Genomic DNA, 16,063 nt, shown 5'->3' on the forward strand with positions numbered 1-16,063 from the left:
AAATTTATGCTACAAAAGAGCCTTTTATTTCTATTACTACTAGTATTTGTAAATATCAATAGCCAAACTAGTACTTCATTAGAAATTCTGGAAAGTCCGGAATACAGTGATCAATATAAAAGTAAAAATATTTTATCTATACATACCACAAAATCTGGATACACTGGTATTGTTAGAGAGAGCAAAAAACACTTTCTATTCGATATTTTTGATAAAGATTTGAAAAAGGTATTTTTTCAAATTGTAGAAAAAGAGAAAAGAGAAGATTTTGCAGGTGAGCTTTTTCACGGAAATGAGATTAAATTCTTTACTGTGCATTCTCCAAAAAAAACAGAGCGGATTTTGTATTGTCATACCATAAATCTAAAAGAAAAAACATATAAAAAAGTTTCGTTATTTGAAAAAACAGTAACTAAAAAACACAATTTGTTTTCTGGCCGAAAAAGACATCACGTTAATTTTACAGTTTCTGAAAACGGTGATTATTTTGCATTAGCGGCTGATAATATTAAAAAAAGCCTGAACTCTCATACCGTTTATGTATATAATTCAAAAAATTTAGAACTTCTTTTCAAAAAAGAATATGGGAAAAATGATGAGCGCTACTTTGAACATAATGATATTTCTATAGATAATAATGGAATCGTATATACTTTAGGAAAGGTTTTTGCTCAAAATGTATCTATACAAACCTTTAATGAAAAACCAAATTATACTTTTTCCTTAAATAAGATTACCAAAGACAGCATCAATAACTTAAATATTGGCGGAACAGATAAACATATTGAATCCTTGTCGATTTCTAGTAAAAATGATCAATTACACCTTATAGGTTTCTATTCTGATAAAAATGTTGATAGAATAAAAGGTGGATATAATTTTATTATTGATCCTGATCAACTCTCTATTGTTGACACAAAAATACACGAACTACCGATAGAAGTGTATGAAAACCTATATGGATATAGAAAAGCCAAAAAGAAAAAAAACAAAGAACTTACTAGATTTAATATTGACTATGTGATAGAGGATGATGCTGGTAATACTTTCATACTTGCTGAGGAATTTTTTATAACTACTAACTATGTTAATACTGGAAATATGGGTGGATATTGGCAGACGGTATATCATTATAATGACGTAATCATTCTAAAATATAATGTTTCTGGAGAATTAGATTGGGCGAGGAGTATTTTTAAAAGAGCCCATAATCATTCCTATAATGCTTTTATAAAAGGAGATGAGCTACACGTAATTCTAAATTCTGGTGAAAACTTAAAAGAAAAAAAAGATGGAAGAATAAAAGCTTCTAAAGGTTTCTTTGAATCTACAGCTTTATATGATTTTGAATATTCAAAAGAAGGAGAAGTATCCTATAATAAAATTCAAAATAATCGAGCTAATACACTTTATCTTCCAAATCATGGAACATTCGAAAATGAAACATTTATTATGATGAGTTCTGGAAAAAGAAAAAAACAATTCATGATTTTAAAATAACATCCGTTTGATGTAAATTTTAATACTTTTCGTAATTAATTGATATCCGAAAGAAAAATGATTAGTTGATATTTAATTCAACATTAGCTACTTATGTTTTTCTTCTATATCTTTTCTAAGGTCTAATTTCCTAAAGGCTGGAGAAATAATAGATGTAAAAATAACCGTAAGCAATGTCATACTCCCACCAAATACAACAGCAGTTACCGTACCCATGTATTTAGCCGTAATACCACTTTCAAAAGCGCCTAGCTCGTTTGAAGATCCTACAAACATAGAATTTACAGAAGACACTCTCCCTCTCATATGATCAGGAGTTTTAAGCTGTAGTATGGTTTGCCTTATCACCATTGAAATTCCATCTGTAATCCCGCTAAAAAACAAAGCAATAACAGAAATCCAAAAAATTGAAGAAACGCCAAAAATTATAATACTTACTCCAAACCCAAAAACAGCTAATAATAATTTAATCCCTGCGTTTTTATTAATTGGAAAATAAGCAGTGGTAAACATAATTATAAAAGCTCCTACCGCAGGAGCGGCTCTTAAAATACCAAAACCCTGAGGCCCAACTTTGAGAATATCCTGGGCAAAAATAGGTAGTAATGCAATCGCGCCTCCAAAAAGAACAGCAATCATATCCAAAGTAAGAGCTCCTAAAACCGCTTTGGTCTTAAAAACGAATCTTAATCCTTCTTTCAGACTTTTTAGTATAGGTTCCCCGATATTAGGATTCATTATTGGTTTTTTAGGGATTTTAAATAAACAAATGAAAGCTAGTGTAGCCCAACCAACAATCACCAACATCGACCAATGTACATCCATCAAACCAATGGTAAATCCTGCAAGCGCTGGTCCTGCCACAGCTCCTATTTGCCATGTCGAACTACTCCAGGTAGCAGCATTAGGGTACACCTTTTTAGGAACCAATAATGCCAGAAGAGAAAATATAGTAGGACCTAAAAAAGCCCTTACAACACCGCCTAAAAAAACAAGAAAGTAAATTCCGTATAAAATAGTAGATTCAGTCAAAGAACTACTAATACTAGGCAATGTTAATAGAAACAGCCCTAAACTAATCACCAAAAAGCCTAAAATACATATAGACAATAAACTCTTCTTCTCTTTTTGATCCACTATATGGCCTGCGAACAAAGCCAAAGAAACTGCAGGGACTACTTCCATTAATCCGATTATACCCAAAGATAAAGGATCCTTTGTAAGACTATACACTTGCCATTCGATTACGATAAACTGCATTGTCCACGCCATCACCAGCGACACCCGTATTAATAAAAAAATAGTAAACTCTTTATATCGCAGTGCTGAGTATGGATCGTTTTTCATTAAAAAGGCAATTAGTTTTTTAACAAAGATAGTATCTTCGCCAGCATAATATAAATGATTCTTGTCTTATCTAAAATCCTCAAAATAATATATCAACCAATTTATAAATACCCATTACCAGAAGATTTCGACTACGCTCGACCTGACATGTTAACCTAAATTATAAATACCAACTATAAAAAATCAGAGTAACATTTTACCCAATACCGACACTTATTAATAAAGAAAATAAATGATTAAACAATTTCTGCTATTAATTAGCATATGCTGTATTACTTTTTCTATTAATGCACAAGAAAAAGTAATAGAACTAGAAGATAGTTTCTCGTTTCCAAGGGAAATCCCTAAGCAATCCTATTCAGTACCAAATCAAATTAATGGAGAGCTGGGAATCGTGTTTCAAGAAAAAAAACGATTAAAAGCTTATTTGTTTGACGCTAATCATCAAATAAAATCCCATATTCTAACAAAAACACTCCCTAAAAAATATAATGATCTAATTGGGTATACCATTTATGAGGATTTATACGCTATCTTTTTTTCAAATGCAAAAAAGACAAAATTCGGAGTTTTGCAACTTGATTTTAATAATCAAAAAACTGAAGTTGTATACTTAAAAGAATTTAACTTAAGTGGTGAAAAATTTATTGAAGCCATAAATTACAAAAATCAAATTCATGTCCTAGCAAGTAAAAATAATTCTTCAGATATTTATATCTATAAATTCAATAAAGATCTTAGTAATGAAAAAACTTTAGTTTCTTTAAAAGAAGTAGAGTTTGAGAGTAAAAGTATGCCAGGTGTGATGACAAAGGCTTCTCAACTTTTCAAACAAGGAGCTAAAGAATTATTTAATAGCACTGTCCAGATATCTAAAATAGACCATCACTATCCGAGTACTTTAGAAACAACTTCAAAAAAACTGAAACTATATCAGCAAGATAATATAGCTGTTTTAGGCTTTGATCATAACATAGAAGAAACTAAATTATGTTATCTAAATCTAGAAGATTATAGCACCTCATTTAAAACCTTTGATAAACCTTCTAAAAAAGAAGAAGGATTTAAAAAAAGTAACTCTTTCTTATATAAAGATGAACTATTTCAAATAGCAAGTTCTTCTTCTAAGATGAAATTTATAGTTTCTAATGTTACATCCGGAGAAATTATTAAAGAGTATGCTATTAACAAAAAAGACTCTATTACTTTTAAAAACTCTCCTATCATTCAAGAAGGAAGTATGACTTTCTTCGGGTTCTCAGAAGATCAGACTCGAGAAATGGAGAAAACCACCAAATTTTTGAGAAAAATATCTCAAGGTAATCTAGGAATTTCTGTTGCCAAAGGAGAAAAAGGGTACAACATTATTTTAGGAGGAATACAGGAAATTAGAACAGGTTCTGGTGCTGGTTTTGGCTCAGGATTTGGATCAGGCTTTGGCACAAGTGTTTCTTCAGGAGTGCCAGTATATTTTAACGTTGGGTTCAATCCCGCCTCAATGGAATATGGAAGATATACATCATCCAAACAAACATATATTAAGTGCTTGTTCGATACAAACATGGAGCATCTTCAGGGAAAATTTGAAACAAATAGTTTTGACAGGCTTAGAAAATTCGAAAGAAAAATAAGCTATTTTATGGCAAAGAATATTTTTACCCATAAAGGTAAATTATACTATGGTTTATTTCATACTAAAGATAAAGTATATAGATTGTATCAATTTGAAAAGTAGCACATAGTTTCATTTACAGTTCTTCATAAAAAAATGATCAAATATGAATTACTCTCCAAATAAATATTACTTTAAGAAAATTATAGCTGCTTGTTATGAATAAAAAGATGAAAAAAATTACAGTACTTATTAATCTACTTTTTATAACTTTTTTTATAAATGCACAGGAAAAAGTATTGGATTTAAACGACACTTTTTATACTTCATATCTTAGCAAAAAGGAATCCTTTGCTATATCAAATCAGGTTACTAATGATTTGGTATTATTATTAAAAGAGAAGAAAAAATTATATTCTTACTTATTGGACGTTAATTATGAAATCCTTGCAAAGGTTACTACAAAAACGTTACCTTCTAAATACAAAAATTTATTAGGTTATAATATAGTCGACAAAAAATACACTATCCTTTACAGTAATGATCGTAACTCTAAATTTGCCATTCTACAGATAGATTTTACAAATAACTCCTCAAAAATTAAAATTCTTGACGATTTCAAAATAAAAAAAGAGCTGTATATAAAAAGTATTAATTACAATAACAAAGTACATATTTTAGCTGTCACGGAGAATACATCAGATATAAACATCTATACCTTTGATGAAGATTTTAATTCTCAAAAAAAAGTAGTGACCTTTGAAAATCTAGAATTCCCAAACCTTACAGGCCTTGATGCCAAAATCACTGCTTCTAATATATTTGCAGGCATCCCGTTAGAATATAGAATTGCTAAAATAGAATCCAGTAACCCTAATGTTTTAGAGACTACATCCAGCCAAGTTAAGTTGTATCCTTTGGGTAATGAATTAGTAATAAGTTTTGATATTACTCCAAAAGAAACAAAACTATGTTATATAAATTTGGATACTTTTACAACAAGACATAAAACATACGCTATTCAGCAAAAACCAGAAGAAGATTTTAGCAGAAGTAATTCTTATCTTTTTGATAATAAATTATTTCAAATTGCCAGTTCTGGGATCAAATTAAAATTTTCAATATTAGATCTAAAAACAGAAGAGCTTATTAAGGAATATACCATTGAAGAAAAAGACTCAATTACTTTTAAAAATTCACCAATTTTTATCGAGGGTTCTGACATCTCACTCCTATTTAGAAAAGATAAATTTCGTAAAGTAGAAAAAACGAAAAAATTCCTTAAAAATGTTTCATCAGGCAGTTTAGGTATTTCCGCTTATAAAGTAGCTAATGAATATAATATTGTACTTGGAGGAATCGCTTTTTTATCCGGCGGAGGTGCTGGTGGAGGTTTTAGTGCTGGTGGAACGATTGGCAGTGGTGGTTTCGCTTCATTAAATTTTAGTCCAACTTCTTATGGGTATAGAGGATATAGTACTTCTTCCAGAACTACGTATATAAATTGCTTATTTGATACTAGTTTTGAGCATTTACAAGGAGATATTCCTATAAACAAATACGACAAACTAAATGATTTCGAAGATACATTACCGGAAGAAATTAATGCAATAAACATCTTTATGCATAACAAGATTTTGCATTATAACTATTTCGATCCGAAAGAAAGAATCTTTAAAGTATATCAATTCAAAGAATAACTCTCAATGCTCAAAATAGCATATCATCCAATTTATAAACATCCATTGCCCGAAGCTCATCGATTTCCGATGATTAAATATGAACTATTGCCTGAACAGTTGTTGCATGAAGGAACCTGTAATGAAGACAACTTTTTTGAACCTCAAATTCCGGATTCTAAGCATATTTTAGCAGTACATGATCAAAAATACTATAAGAGCTCACAAAACTAACTTTAGATCGAAAAACAGTACGTAAAATCGGCTTCCCTTTATCCCAAGAATTGGTGAACAGAGAGGTCATTATTGCAGATGGAACTATAAAGGCTTCAGAACATGCTTTAGACTACGGAATCGCCATGAATATCGCTGGCGGCACTCATCACGCCTACACCAATCGTGGTGAAGCATTTTGCTTATTAAATGATCAAGCCATTGGAGCAAGGTATTTACTACAAAAAAGATTGATAAAAAAAGTATTGATTGTAGATCTGGATGTGCATCAGGGGAACGGAACCGCAGAGATATTTAAGAACGATACTGATGTTTTCACATTCTCTATGCACGGTGCTAGTAATTACCCTTTTAAAAAGGAACAATCTGATCTGGATATTGCACTTGCTAATGGCACTGAGGATGAAAATTATCTAAAAATATTAAAAGAAACGCTCCCTAATCTTATCGAAACGCAAAAACCTGACTTTATCTATTATCTCTGCGGTGTAGATATTCTGGCTTCAGATAAGCTAGGTAAATTAGGGTGCACAATCAATGGCTGTAAAGAAAGAGATCGCTTTGTTTTACAAACCTGCAAGGACCTCTCAATCCCGGTAATGTGTTCTATGGGTGGTGGATACTCTCCTGAAATCAAAATCATCGTCGATGCCCACGCGAATACCTTTAGATTAGCACAAGATATTTTCTTTTAACATGTAAACGTTTGTAAACGGGTAAATTACGTATCTTCGAAACACAATTAATTCTATATGCAAAAAGATTGTCCAGAATGTGGTGAAAAACTTATCGGTAGAGCGGATAAAAAATTCTGTAGTGATTATTGCAGAAATGCTTTTAACAATAAACTAAATAAGGATAGTAAAAACCTGGTTAGAAACATTAATAATCGTCTCAGAAAAAATTACCGAATACTGGAGGAACTCAATCCCAATGAAAAAACTAAGACAACAAAATCAAAACTAATTGCTAAAGGTTTCGATTTTCAGCATTTCACCAGTATTTACACAACTAAAGTCGGTACAGTCTATTATTTTGTATATGATCAAGGGTATCTTCCGTTAGAAAATGAATATTATGCATTGGTAAAAAGAAATAGTTAGTATGTCTGATTTTATAATTCCGTTTCAAATGAATTCTAATACTTATTTATTAATAGGCATTTTTGTCTTATTAATGATCTCATTTAGTGTGATCGGATATTATTTTAGTCACAAAAACAAAATACTACGAAAACTAAAACAAGTAAACACAAAAAGGATTCAACTTATTAAAGACAATGAATACGCTAAACTTATCGGAAAAGTAAACACCTCAGGTGAACCCCTTACCTCTCCTATCGGAAAAAGAAAATGTGCCTATTATCAAATTATAGTTGAAGAAAAGAGTGGTGGTAAAAATAAATCTTGGCATACCATCATAAAAGAAGACAAAGCAATAGATTTTATAATAGAGTCTTCTGGAGAAAGAGCTGTAGTACAAGTAGACACATCTCCAAAAACTAAAATGGTTTACTTAGTTAAAGATGTAAAACACACATCAGGAACTTGGAATGATCCTCCTAAACATCTTGAAATGTATTTACAATCGCATGGAAAAGACAGTACCGGATTATTTGGTTTCAACAAAAGCATCCGTTATCGAGAAGGAGTAATTGAAATAGGAGAAAAAATCACAATATTGGGTACAGCTAGCTGGAAGGAGTCTGATCATAATTTTGATCGATACTCTTCTAAAAGTTTATTCATATCTGGTGATCGTGAAAACAAGCTTATCATAACAGATGATCCAAAAGCACAAAAGTCAAAAAAAAAATAAGTAAGATTGTCTACTTGTCTCTCCAATTCTGACTATTCATTTTCAATGCCGCTTTCATAACATCTTTTTGACTAATTTGTCCAACCAATTTACCGTCTTCTAGAATTGGAAAACGTCTTCTTTTGGTTTCTAAAAACTTATTAGCTGCATCAAAAATACTTACATTACCATCAATAGTTTCCACATTTTTTACCATAAATCGTTCTACATTGGCATCATCAATAGGCATGTTATAGTAACGGCTTTCATTTAATTGTTTGATACAATCCCCTTCAGAAATAATCCCTAACAATTCATTTTGTTCATTAACTACAGGGCCACCAGAAATTTTATGTTTTACTAAGCTCTCCATAACTTCAAGAACAGACTGTTTTGGAGAAAAGGTGATCAAATTCCTAGTCATATAATCCGAAACTTTAATCGGAGTATTATCTTGCTTCTTTACCTTAGTTCTAGCGCCCTGAAAACTTATAATTCCCATAATAATAGTGATTTAGTGAATCTTAAATATAGTGATTTTGGATTACTTTTTCAATAGCATTTTAACATTAAAGAGGATGAAATCTTATTTTATTACCTTTATCAAAACCAATAAACCAATCAAAAATTAGTTATTATCTAAAAAAAGAACGTTCACAACGTTTATCTTAAAGGATATTAAACAAATGAGGGAAATAGAAATCAAATTGATAAAAGTGAGTCTTCTTAGGTTACTCATTAAAAAGTCTTCTTTTTCCGCTTCGAAAACTTATCTCACATATTTTCTTACAAACAAACTAACTCAAACAACCAATAACTGATGAAAAAAATTCTTTCAGTACTTACTCTTGTATTAATTTTCTTAGCCGTTTGGTATACCTTTTATAGTAGCATGCCACAACAAATTTCAGGTCTCGATACTCCTGAGAAAGAATTTTCTACCTTAAGAGCACTAGAACACGTCAAAAAGATCTCTGAAAAGCCTCATTATATAGGTAGTCCTGCACATGATGAAGCTAAGAATTATATTGTAGAAGAACTCAAAAAACTAGGTTTGTCTCCAGAAATCCAAGAAGGTTTTTCTATTGGCGATCTGGGCAGCATGACTAAACCTCAGAATATTATTGCTAAAATCAAAGGTACTACCGAAGGTAAAGCATTACTCCTACTATCACATTATGATAGTAGTCAACACTCTTCCTACGGAGCCAGTGACGCAGCTAGTGGTGTTGCTACAATTATAGAAGGTATTAGAGCATATTTGACAAAAAATGTAACTCCTAAGAATGATATTATCATCTGTATTACCGATGGAGAGGAATTAGGCTTAAATGGAGCCAATTTATTTGTTTCAGAACATCCCTGGACAAAAGATGTAGGTCTTGTACTAAATTTTGAAGCAAGAGGAAGTGGAGGAAATTCCTATATGCTATTAGAAACAAACGGCAAGAATGGTAAAATGATAGAAGAATTCATAAAAGCCGATCCAAAATTTCCCGTAACAAATTCTTTAGCATATAGTATTTATAAGTTATTACCTAATGATACCGATTTAACTGTTTTCAGAAAACACGGAAATATTGATGGCTATAATTTTGCATTTATTGACGATCATTTTGACTATCATACCGCTAATGACACCTGGCAAAATCTTGACTTAAATACATTACAACATCAAGGCAGTTATTTAATGCCATTGTTAACGTATTTTTCTAATTCCGATATTACCAATTTAAAATCAGAAGAAGACTTTTTATATTTTAACGCTCCAATATTTAAGGTTATTAAATATCCCTTCAACTGGATTTATCCCTTACTTGGTTTAGCAATTTTCCTTTTTATTGGTTTAATACTATACGGAAAGGCTAGGTTTCGTATCAATGCTGGTGAAGTCGGAAGTGGGTTTTTAGCATTTATAATTTCTTTAGGTCTAGCAGGAGTGCTTGGTTTTGGACTCTGGAAATTAGCTTTAATCATATATCCAGAATACAACGATATTTTACACGGTTTTCCTTATAATGGTTATTATTATATAGCTGGAGCAGTATTATTAGCTATAGCGGCATTCTTTAAAGTGTATAGCATTTTTGATAATTCAGAAGAACTCCCAAGTATATTAGTTGCTCCTTTATTTTTTTGGATCGTGATTTGCGGAGCTGCCGCTGTTTATTTAGAAGGTGCTAGTTATTTTATTATACCTGTATTACTGTGTCTTTTATGTCAGTTTGTTTTGATTAATCAGAAGAAACCATTTCCATTATTAATGCTTCTTTTGTGTCTACCATCGATTATTATGATTGTACCCTTTATTGCAACTTTCCCTGTTGCTTTAGGATTAAAAATAGCCTTCGTTTCATCGATTCTAACAGTCTTGCTTTGTTCGTTGCTATTACCTGTGATTGGTTTTTATACTAAAAAAAGTATGTTGGGAACTATTGTTTTCGTGCTAGCATTAATATGCCTCGGAGCATCCCATTTTAAGTCTGATTTCACAAAAGAAAGACAAAAACCAAATAGCTTGGTTTACATATTACATGAAGACCAAAATAAAGCATATTGGGCGTCTTATGATCATACATTAGATTCCTGGACAAAAAACCATATTGATCGACTTAAAAATCTTGCCAAAGATTGGAATCAAAATACTATTGAGAGTAAATACAGTAACTCTTTCAACTATGTTAATACCGCTCCCGTAAAAGATATTAAATCCGTAAAAATTGAAACCACTTTTGATAGTATTCAAGAAGATTCCAGAATACTAGATATTTGCATACGTCCGCAACGAAACCTAAATAGAATTGATCTATTTATGCGTAAGTCTTTTAATTTTGAAAGTTTGTTTGTAAACGGAGTTACTCCTAAAGATGTATCACATAAAGATGGTTCTGTGTATAATGCATTTACCAAACGATGGAGCAATCGTCTACTCACATATCACCTAAGAGACAATGACCCTTTAGAACTTAGAATGCAATTTCATAAAGATTCAGTCCCTGAAATTGTTTTATATGAATCCTCATACAATCTGTTAGAAAGTGATCTGTTTTCTATCCCGAAACGTTCTGAAACGATGATTCCAAAACCATTTGTACTTAATGATGCCATTACAATTAAGAAAACTTTGAGATTAGAATACACCGAAAAAGTGCTGGATACATTGAGCTCCGCTTCTAAAAAAGCGACTATAAATGAAGAATAATATTTTAAGACAAATAACCGATATACAAGTTCAGGCTGATAGGTTGATCAGTGAAAAAGCTAATCTTGAAGAAATCGAGCAGTTCAGTCAATATTCTCAGGAAATAAAAACATTTCTTCTTAATACAGTTAAAGATGAATTTGTTAAAAAATATGTATTAGAAATACCTGATTTGGATCTAGACAGTCCCAAAAATTCTTCAAAAGCCAAAAGTATCATCGCTATTATCATAGGAGGTATTGGTGGTTCATATTATAATGAAAAACGGAAAATAGACGAAGCCTTAGATACTCTAAAGGATATTCGAAACAAATATGCTTCAGCAGAATTTATGCTAAAGAATTATTTTAATTAAATATGAAACAAATTAGTATCCTTGGCACAGGATGGTTAGGATTCCCCTTAGCCAAAGCATTACTCAAAGAAAAATACAGCATTAAAGGTTCCACAACCTCAGAAAATAAATTAACTACTCTAAAAGATGTAGGTGTTCATCCATATCTTATTAAAGTTGCGGAAGACGGTCCTAAAGGTTCTATTGATTCTTTTTTAGACGGAAGTAAAATTCTAATTATCAACATTCCTCCAGGATTAAGAAGAAATCCAGAAAGCAACTTTGTAGGTAAAATCCAAAATATTATTCCATATATAGAAAGATCCACTATCGATAAAGTACTTTTTATCAGCTCTACTTCTGTTTTTGCAGATCTTGAAGGATTTCCTTTGATTACTTCAGAAACTATCCCTAATGCATCTTCTAATGCTGGGAAACAATTAATAGAAACAGAACAACTTTTACTAAATGATCAAAAATTCGAAACTACCATACTTCGTTTTGCAGGTTTGTTTGATACGAGAAGACATCCAGCTACCATGCTTTCGAAAAGAAAAAATATCAAAAATCCTCTCGCACCTGTAAACTTAATTCACAGAGAAGATTGTATAGGTATCATTAAAAAAATAATAGAAACTAATCGCTGGAATACAACTTTTAATGCTTCCTATCCAGAACATCCTCCAAAAGCTGAATATTATAGTGCTATCTGCAAAAAAATGAAATTGCCAATTCCGGACTATGATTTTGTAACCCCTTCTAAAGGGAAGGTTATTGATGCTGATAAAGTATTAAACAACCTGAAGTACAATTTCACTAATGGTGTAGATGTATCTAATGAATAGAATTAAAAAAAAACTCAATTCTTTCTAGTAATGCATTTCTAGAACTTAATCTTAGAAGTTCATTATACAAGAGTTTAAATATGTTAATAAAACAATATTAAATACTCAGTCTACAAAGAGACTGAGTATTTGTAAGTTTAGCATGCATCCCAACATTCCTGAACAGAACTTACACAAGAATGTGCTCCATTACAAGTACAATGAATTTCTGAACTAGGACATTCATGCATCAAGGCTTCTCTACCTCCGTTCAAATTTTTAAGTTCTTCTCTTTCAATAATACGACCTTGCTCTTTAGCAAATTTAATTAAATCACTCATTTTATAGGTTTTAAGATTCCCTACTCTATTAAAGGCTTTTCGGTTTACGCCTATTTGCTACATAGCAAATATCTTTATCTAATAACATAAAATGTATAGATTCTAAACAAGAAAATTTTTTAAAGTAATATCGATTTTATCTTGGCGGGGTATTGATTAAAAAAAATGAATCTGACAATTCATTTACTTTACCAAATAACGATAAAAAAAGTAAGTTATCACTATAATTTAAGGGAATATTCTCTAAAACATTATTCTAATTAAAAGTGAAAATTGAGACTAGAGGAAATTTTACCTCTAAAAAGGAGTCAACAACAAAAACTCCAAACCTTTTCAGATTTGGAGTTTTAATAATAATTCTTGTATAAATACACTTCGACATCTATCCGCCTCTGGAGGAAGCTCAGTGTGACAATAATCTTTTATCCTTTCAAACTTGCGCTAAGATATTCACGATTCATACGTGCAATATTTTCTAAAGAAATTCCTTTAGGGCATTCTATTTCACAAGCTCCGGTATTGGTACAGTTACCAAATCCTTCTTCGTCCATTTGGTTTACCATAGCCATTACGCGGTCCGTAGCCTCTACTTGTCCTTGCGGCAGTAATGCATATTGAGATACTTTTGCCGCTGTAAACAACATCGCAGAAGCATTTTTACAAGCCGCTACACAAGCTCCACAACCAATACAAGTTGCCGCAGCAAATGCATCATCCGCATTATCTTTATTTATAGGAATTGCATTAGCATCAATAGTATTTCCAGAAGTGTTTACGGAAACATATCCTCCAGCATGCTGGATTCTATCAAATGAACTTCTATCTACCATTAGGTCTTTAACAACTGGAAAAGCTTTTGCTCTAAACGGTTCGATAAAAATAGTATCTCCATCATTAAACTTACGCATATGTAATTGGCAAGTTGTCACCAAACGATCTGGTCCATGAGGTTCTCCGTTGATCTGTAAAGAACAAGCTCCACAGATTCCTTCTCTACAATCATGGTCAAAAACTACGGGCTCTTCTCCTTTAGTAATTAACTCTTCATTTAACACGTCTAGCATTTCTAAAAAAGACATGTCTCCTTCAATTCCAGATATTGGATATTCTACTATCTTTCCTTTGGATTGAGCGTCTTTCTGACGCCATATTTTTAATGTAAGATTCATAGCTTTTTATTTATAAGAACGTGTTTTTAATTCAATGTTTTCGAATGCTAACTCTTCTTTATGAAGTACAGCGTCTTTAGGCTCTCCTTTATATTCCCAAGCAGAAACATATTTAAAGTTTTTATCATCACGTAAAGCTTCTCCTTTTTGTTCACCTGATTGCTCTACAGATTCTTCTCTAAAATGTCCTCCACATGATTCGTTACGATCCAATGCATCCTTCGCAAATAATTCTCCTAACTCTAAGAAATCAGCTACTCTTCCCGCTTTTTCTAATTCTGGATTCATACTATTAGCATCTCCTGGTACTTTTACATTTTTCCAGAAATCTTCTCTTAAGGCAGCAATCTCATCAATCGCTTCTTTTAATCCTTGCTCATTACGAGACATTCCGCATTTATTCCACATGATCTTACCTAATTTCTTATGGTAATAATCAACAGAATGTTCTCCTGATCCACCCATTAACTTCTCAATTCGATCTTTTACATCTTTCTCTGCTTGATCAAACTCTGGTGAATCCGTTGGAATTTTTCCGGTTCTGATATCATGAGATAAGTAATCACCGATAGTATACGGCAATACGAAATATCCATCAGCTAAACCTTGCATCAATGCTGATGCTCCTAATCTATTTGCTCCGTGATCAGAGAAATTAGCTTCTCCCGCAGCGTAACAACCAGGAACAGTTGTTTGCAAGTTATAATCTACCCAAAGACCTCCCATTGTATAGTGTACTGCAGGATAAATCATCATTGGTGTCTTATATGGATTTTCATCCACAATCTTCTCATACATCTGGAATAAGTTACCATACTTATCTTCGATAACTTTTTCTCCTAAATCTAATATCTGCTCTGCAGTTGGATTATGCATTCCAGAAGTTAATGCTTTTTCTTTTCCGTATCGCTGAATTGCCGCAGCAAAATCAAGATATACAGCTTCTCCGGTTTTATTTACTCCAAAACCTTCATCACAACGTTCTTTTGCCGCTCTAGAAGCTACATCACGAGGAACTAAGTTCCCAAATGCAGGATAACGACGTTCTAAGTAATAATCTCTTTCTTCTTCGGATAATTGTGTTGGCTTTAATTTACCAGCACGTATCGCTTCTGCATCTTCTTTCCTTTTTGGAACCCAAATTCGACCATCATTACGCAAGGATTCTGACATCAAAGTCAATTTAGATTGATGATCTCCTGATACCGGAATACAAGTTGGGTGAATCTGTGTATAACAAGGATTAGCAAAGAAAGCACCTCTTCTGTGTGCTCTCCAGGCAGCCATTACATTACTTCCCATTGCATTGGTACTTAAAAAGAATACATTTCCATATCCTCCAGAAGCTAACACAACAGCATGGGCAGAATGACGTTCGATTTTTCCTGTTACCAAATCACGTGCTATAATTCCTCTTGCTTTGCCATCAACTTTCACTAGATCTAACATCTCATGACGATTGAAAGCTTTTATTTTTCCTCTATTTATCTGTCGGTTCATTGCTGAGTATGCTCCCAACAATAATTGCTGACCCGTCTGTCCTTTAGCATAAAAAGTACGTGATACTAATACACCACCAAAAGATCGGTTATCTAGTAACCCACCATACTCACGTGCAAAAGGAACTCCTTGAGCTACACATTGATCAATTATGTTTCCAGAAACTTCAGCTAGTCGATAAACATTTGCCTCTCTAGATCTATAATCTCCTCCTTTTACAGTATCATAAAAAAGACGGTAATTAGAATCTCCATCTCCTTGATAATTTTTTGCTGCATTGATTCCTCCTTGTGCTGCAATGGAGTGTGCACGACGAGGTGAATCAGAATAACAAAATGTTTTTACATTATATCCAAGTTCTGCTAAAGTAGCCGCAGCACTTCCTCCTGCCAATCCAGTTCCCACAACAATAACATCTATATTACGCTTGTTGGCTGGATTCACCAGGTTAATTGTATTTTTATGTTTTGTCCACTTATCTGCCAGTGGACCTTCTGGTATTTTAGAGTCTAAAATTGACATAA

13 protein-coding genes and 1 pseudogene are annotated in these 16,063 nt (G+C 32.3%); 9 read left to right on the plus strand and 5 right to left on the minus strand.

The annotated features are described in order from the left end of the window. Positions 1–6 precede the first annotated feature (6 nt). Positions 7–1,500 (plus strand): hypothetical protein, encoded by a 1,494-nt coding sequence (locus tag Q0975_RS03630; protein ID WP_299433216.1) that lies wholly within the window; start codon positions 7–9, stop codon positions 1,498–1,500. Positions 1,501–1,587: 87 nt separating this feature from the next. Here Q0975_RS03630 and Q0975_RS03635 read toward each other — a convergent pair whose 3' ends face one another. Continuing rightward, positions 1,588–2,847, minus strand: a complete 1,260-nt coding sequence (locus Q0975_RS03635) for an MFS transporter (protein ID WP_299433219.1) — start codon at positions 2,845–2,847, stop codon at positions 1,588–1,590. Positions 2,848–3,079: 232 nt separating this feature from the next. Between Q0975_RS03635 and Q0975_RS03640 the strand changes: the two genes are divergently transcribed. The 5 genes and pseudogenes from Q0975_RS03640 to Q0975_RS03660 all read left to right on the plus strand — a co-directional run bounded on the left by Q0975_RS03640 (position 3,080) and on the right by Q0975_RS03660 (position 8,190). Next, entirely contained in the window at positions 3,080–4,582 is a 1,503-nt protein-coding gene (locus Q0975_RS03640) for a hypothetical protein (protein ID WP_299433222.1), read from the plus strand. A gap of 107 nt (positions 4,583–4,689) precedes the next feature. Beyond that, entirely contained in the window at positions 4,690–6,159 is a 1,470-nt protein-coding gene (locus Q0975_RS03645; protein WP_299433225.1) for a hypothetical protein, read from the plus strand. 6 nt (positions 6,160–6,165) lie between these two features. Next, positions 6,166–7,067 (plus strand): annotated as a pseudogene (locus Q0975_RS03650) (histone deacetylase). Between the two features lie 57 nt (positions 7,068–7,124). Next, positions 7,125–7,475 (plus strand): hypothetical protein, encoded by a 351-nt coding sequence (locus tag Q0975_RS03655; protein WP_299433227.1) that lies wholly within the window; start codon positions 7,125–7,127, stop codon positions 7,473–7,475. Between the two features lies 1 nt (position 7,476). Further along, positions 7,477–8,190, plus strand: coding sequence for a hypothetical protein (locus Q0975_RS03660; RefSeq protein ID WP_299433230.1), 714 nt, complete (start codon positions 7,477–7,479; stop codon positions 8,188–8,190). 10 nt (positions 8,191–8,200) lie between these two features. Here Q0975_RS03660 and Q0975_RS03665 read toward each other — a convergent pair whose 3' ends face one another. Beyond that, on the minus strand, positions 8,201–8,671 hold the full coding sequence (locus Q0975_RS03665) for a CBS domain-containing protein (protein ID WP_299433233.1): 471 nt from the start codon (positions 8,669–8,671) through the stop codon (positions 8,201–8,203). Positions 8,672–8,989: 318 nt separating this feature from the next. On the opposite strand from Q0975_RS03665, the gene Q0975_RS03670 reads away from it, so the two are divergent. The 3 genes from Q0975_RS03670 to Q0975_RS03680 are packed head-to-tail and all read left to right on the plus strand — an operon-like array spanning position 8,990 to position 12,550. Beyond that, positions 8,990–11,371, plus strand: a complete 2,382-nt coding sequence (locus tag Q0975_RS03670) for a M28 family peptidase (RefSeq protein ID WP_299433236.1) — start codon at positions 8,990–8,992, stop codon at positions 11,369–11,371. Next, a complete protein-coding gene (locus tag Q0975_RS03675; protein WP_299433239.1) occupies positions 11,361–11,726 on the plus strand; it encodes a hypothetical protein in 366 nt (121 codons plus the stop codon). The genes Q0975_RS03670 and Q0975_RS03675 overlap by 11 nt, the downstream gene beginning before the upstream one ends. Before the next feature lie 2 nt (positions 11,727–11,728). Further along, positions 11,729–12,550 (plus strand): cupin, encoded by an 822-nt coding sequence (locus Q0975_RS03680; RefSeq protein WP_299433242.1) that lies wholly within the window; start codon positions 11,729–11,731, stop codon positions 12,548–12,550. A gap of 137 nt (positions 12,551–12,687) precedes the next feature. On the opposite strand, the gene Q0975_RS03685 is transcribed toward Q0975_RS03680, so the two are convergent. The 3 genes from Q0975_RS03685 to Q0975_RS03695 all read right to left on the minus strand — a co-directional run bounded on the left by Q0975_RS03685 (position 12,688) and on the right by Q0975_RS03695 (position 16,061). Then, positions 12,688–12,870, minus strand: coding sequence for a hypothetical protein (locus Q0975_RS03685; protein WP_299433245.1), 183 nt, complete (start codon positions 12,868–12,870; stop codon positions 12,688–12,690). 422 nt (positions 12,871–13,292) lie between these two features. Beyond that, positions 13,293–14,039: a succinate dehydrogenase/fumarate reductase iron-sulfur subunit gene (locus tag Q0975_RS03690; RefSeq protein WP_299433248.1), complete on the minus strand. Its 747-nt coding sequence runs from the start codon at positions 14,037–14,039 to the stop codon at positions 13,293–13,295. Positions 14,040–14,045: 6 nt separating this feature from the next. Beyond that, positions 14,046–16,061, minus strand: coding sequence for a fumarate reductase/succinate dehydrogenase flavoprotein subunit (locus Q0975_RS03695; protein WP_299433251.1), 2,016 nt, complete (start codon positions 16,059–16,061; stop codon positions 14,046–14,048). Between the last annotated feature and the right edge of the window lie 2 nt (positions 16,062–16,063).

The organism is uncultured Aquimarina sp. (assembly GCF_947500065.1).
GTDB lineage: Bacteria > Bacteroidota > Bacteroidia > Flavobacteriales > Flavobacteriaceae > Aquimarina.

Excerpts from the sequence above, each read along its gene's own strand:
- Q0975_RS03630 (WP_299433216.1), top strand. The coding sequence starts at position 7 with ATGCTACAAAAGAGCCTTTTATTTCTATTACTACTAGTATTTGTAAAT.
- Q0975_RS03635 (WP_299433219.1), bottom strand. The coding sequence starts at position 2,847 with ATGAAAAACGATCCATACTCAGCACTGCGATATAAAGAGTTTACTATT.
- Q0975_RS03640 (WP_299433222.1), top strand. The coding sequence starts at position 3,080 with ATGATTAAACAATTTCTGCTATTAATTAGCATATGCTGTATTACTTTT.
- Q0975_RS03645 (WP_299433225.1), top strand. The coding sequence starts at position 4,690 with ATGAAAAAAATTACAGTACTTATTAATCTACTTTTTATAACTTTTTTT.
- Q0975_RS03655 (WP_299433227.1), top strand. The coding sequence starts at position 7,125 with ATGCAAAAAGATTGTCCAGAATGTGGTGAAAAACTTATCGGTAGAGCG.
- Q0975_RS03660 (WP_299433230.1), top strand. The coding sequence starts at position 7,477 with ATGTCTGATTTTATAATTCCGTTTCAAATGAATTCTAATACTTATTTA.
- Q0975_RS03665 (WP_299433233.1), bottom strand. The coding sequence starts at position 8,671 with ATGGGAATTATAAGTTTTCAGGGCGCTAGAACTAAGGTAAAGAAGCAA.
- Q0975_RS03670 (WP_299433236.1), top strand. The coding sequence starts at position 8,990 with ATGAAAAAAATTCTTTCAGTACTTACTCTTGTATTAATTTTCTTAGCC.
- Q0975_RS03675 (WP_299433239.1), top strand. The coding sequence starts at position 11,361 with ATGAAGAATAATATTTTAAGACAAATAACCGATATACAAGTTCAGGCT.
- Q0975_RS03680 (WP_299433242.1), top strand. The coding sequence starts at position 11,729 with ATGAAACAAATTAGTATCCTTGGCACAGGATGGTTAGGATTCCCCTTA.
- Q0975_RS03685 (WP_299433245.1), bottom strand. The coding sequence starts at position 12,870 with ATGAGTGATTTAATTAAATTTGCTAAAGAGCAAGGTCGTATTATTGAA.
- Q0975_RS03690 (WP_299433248.1), bottom strand. The coding sequence starts at position 14,039 with ATGAATCTTACATTAAAAATATGGCGTCAGAAAGACGCTCAATCCAAA.
- Q0975_RS03695 (WP_299433251.1), bottom strand. The coding sequence starts at position 16,061 with ATGTCAATTTTAGACTCTAAAATACCAGAAGGTCCACTGGCAGATAAG.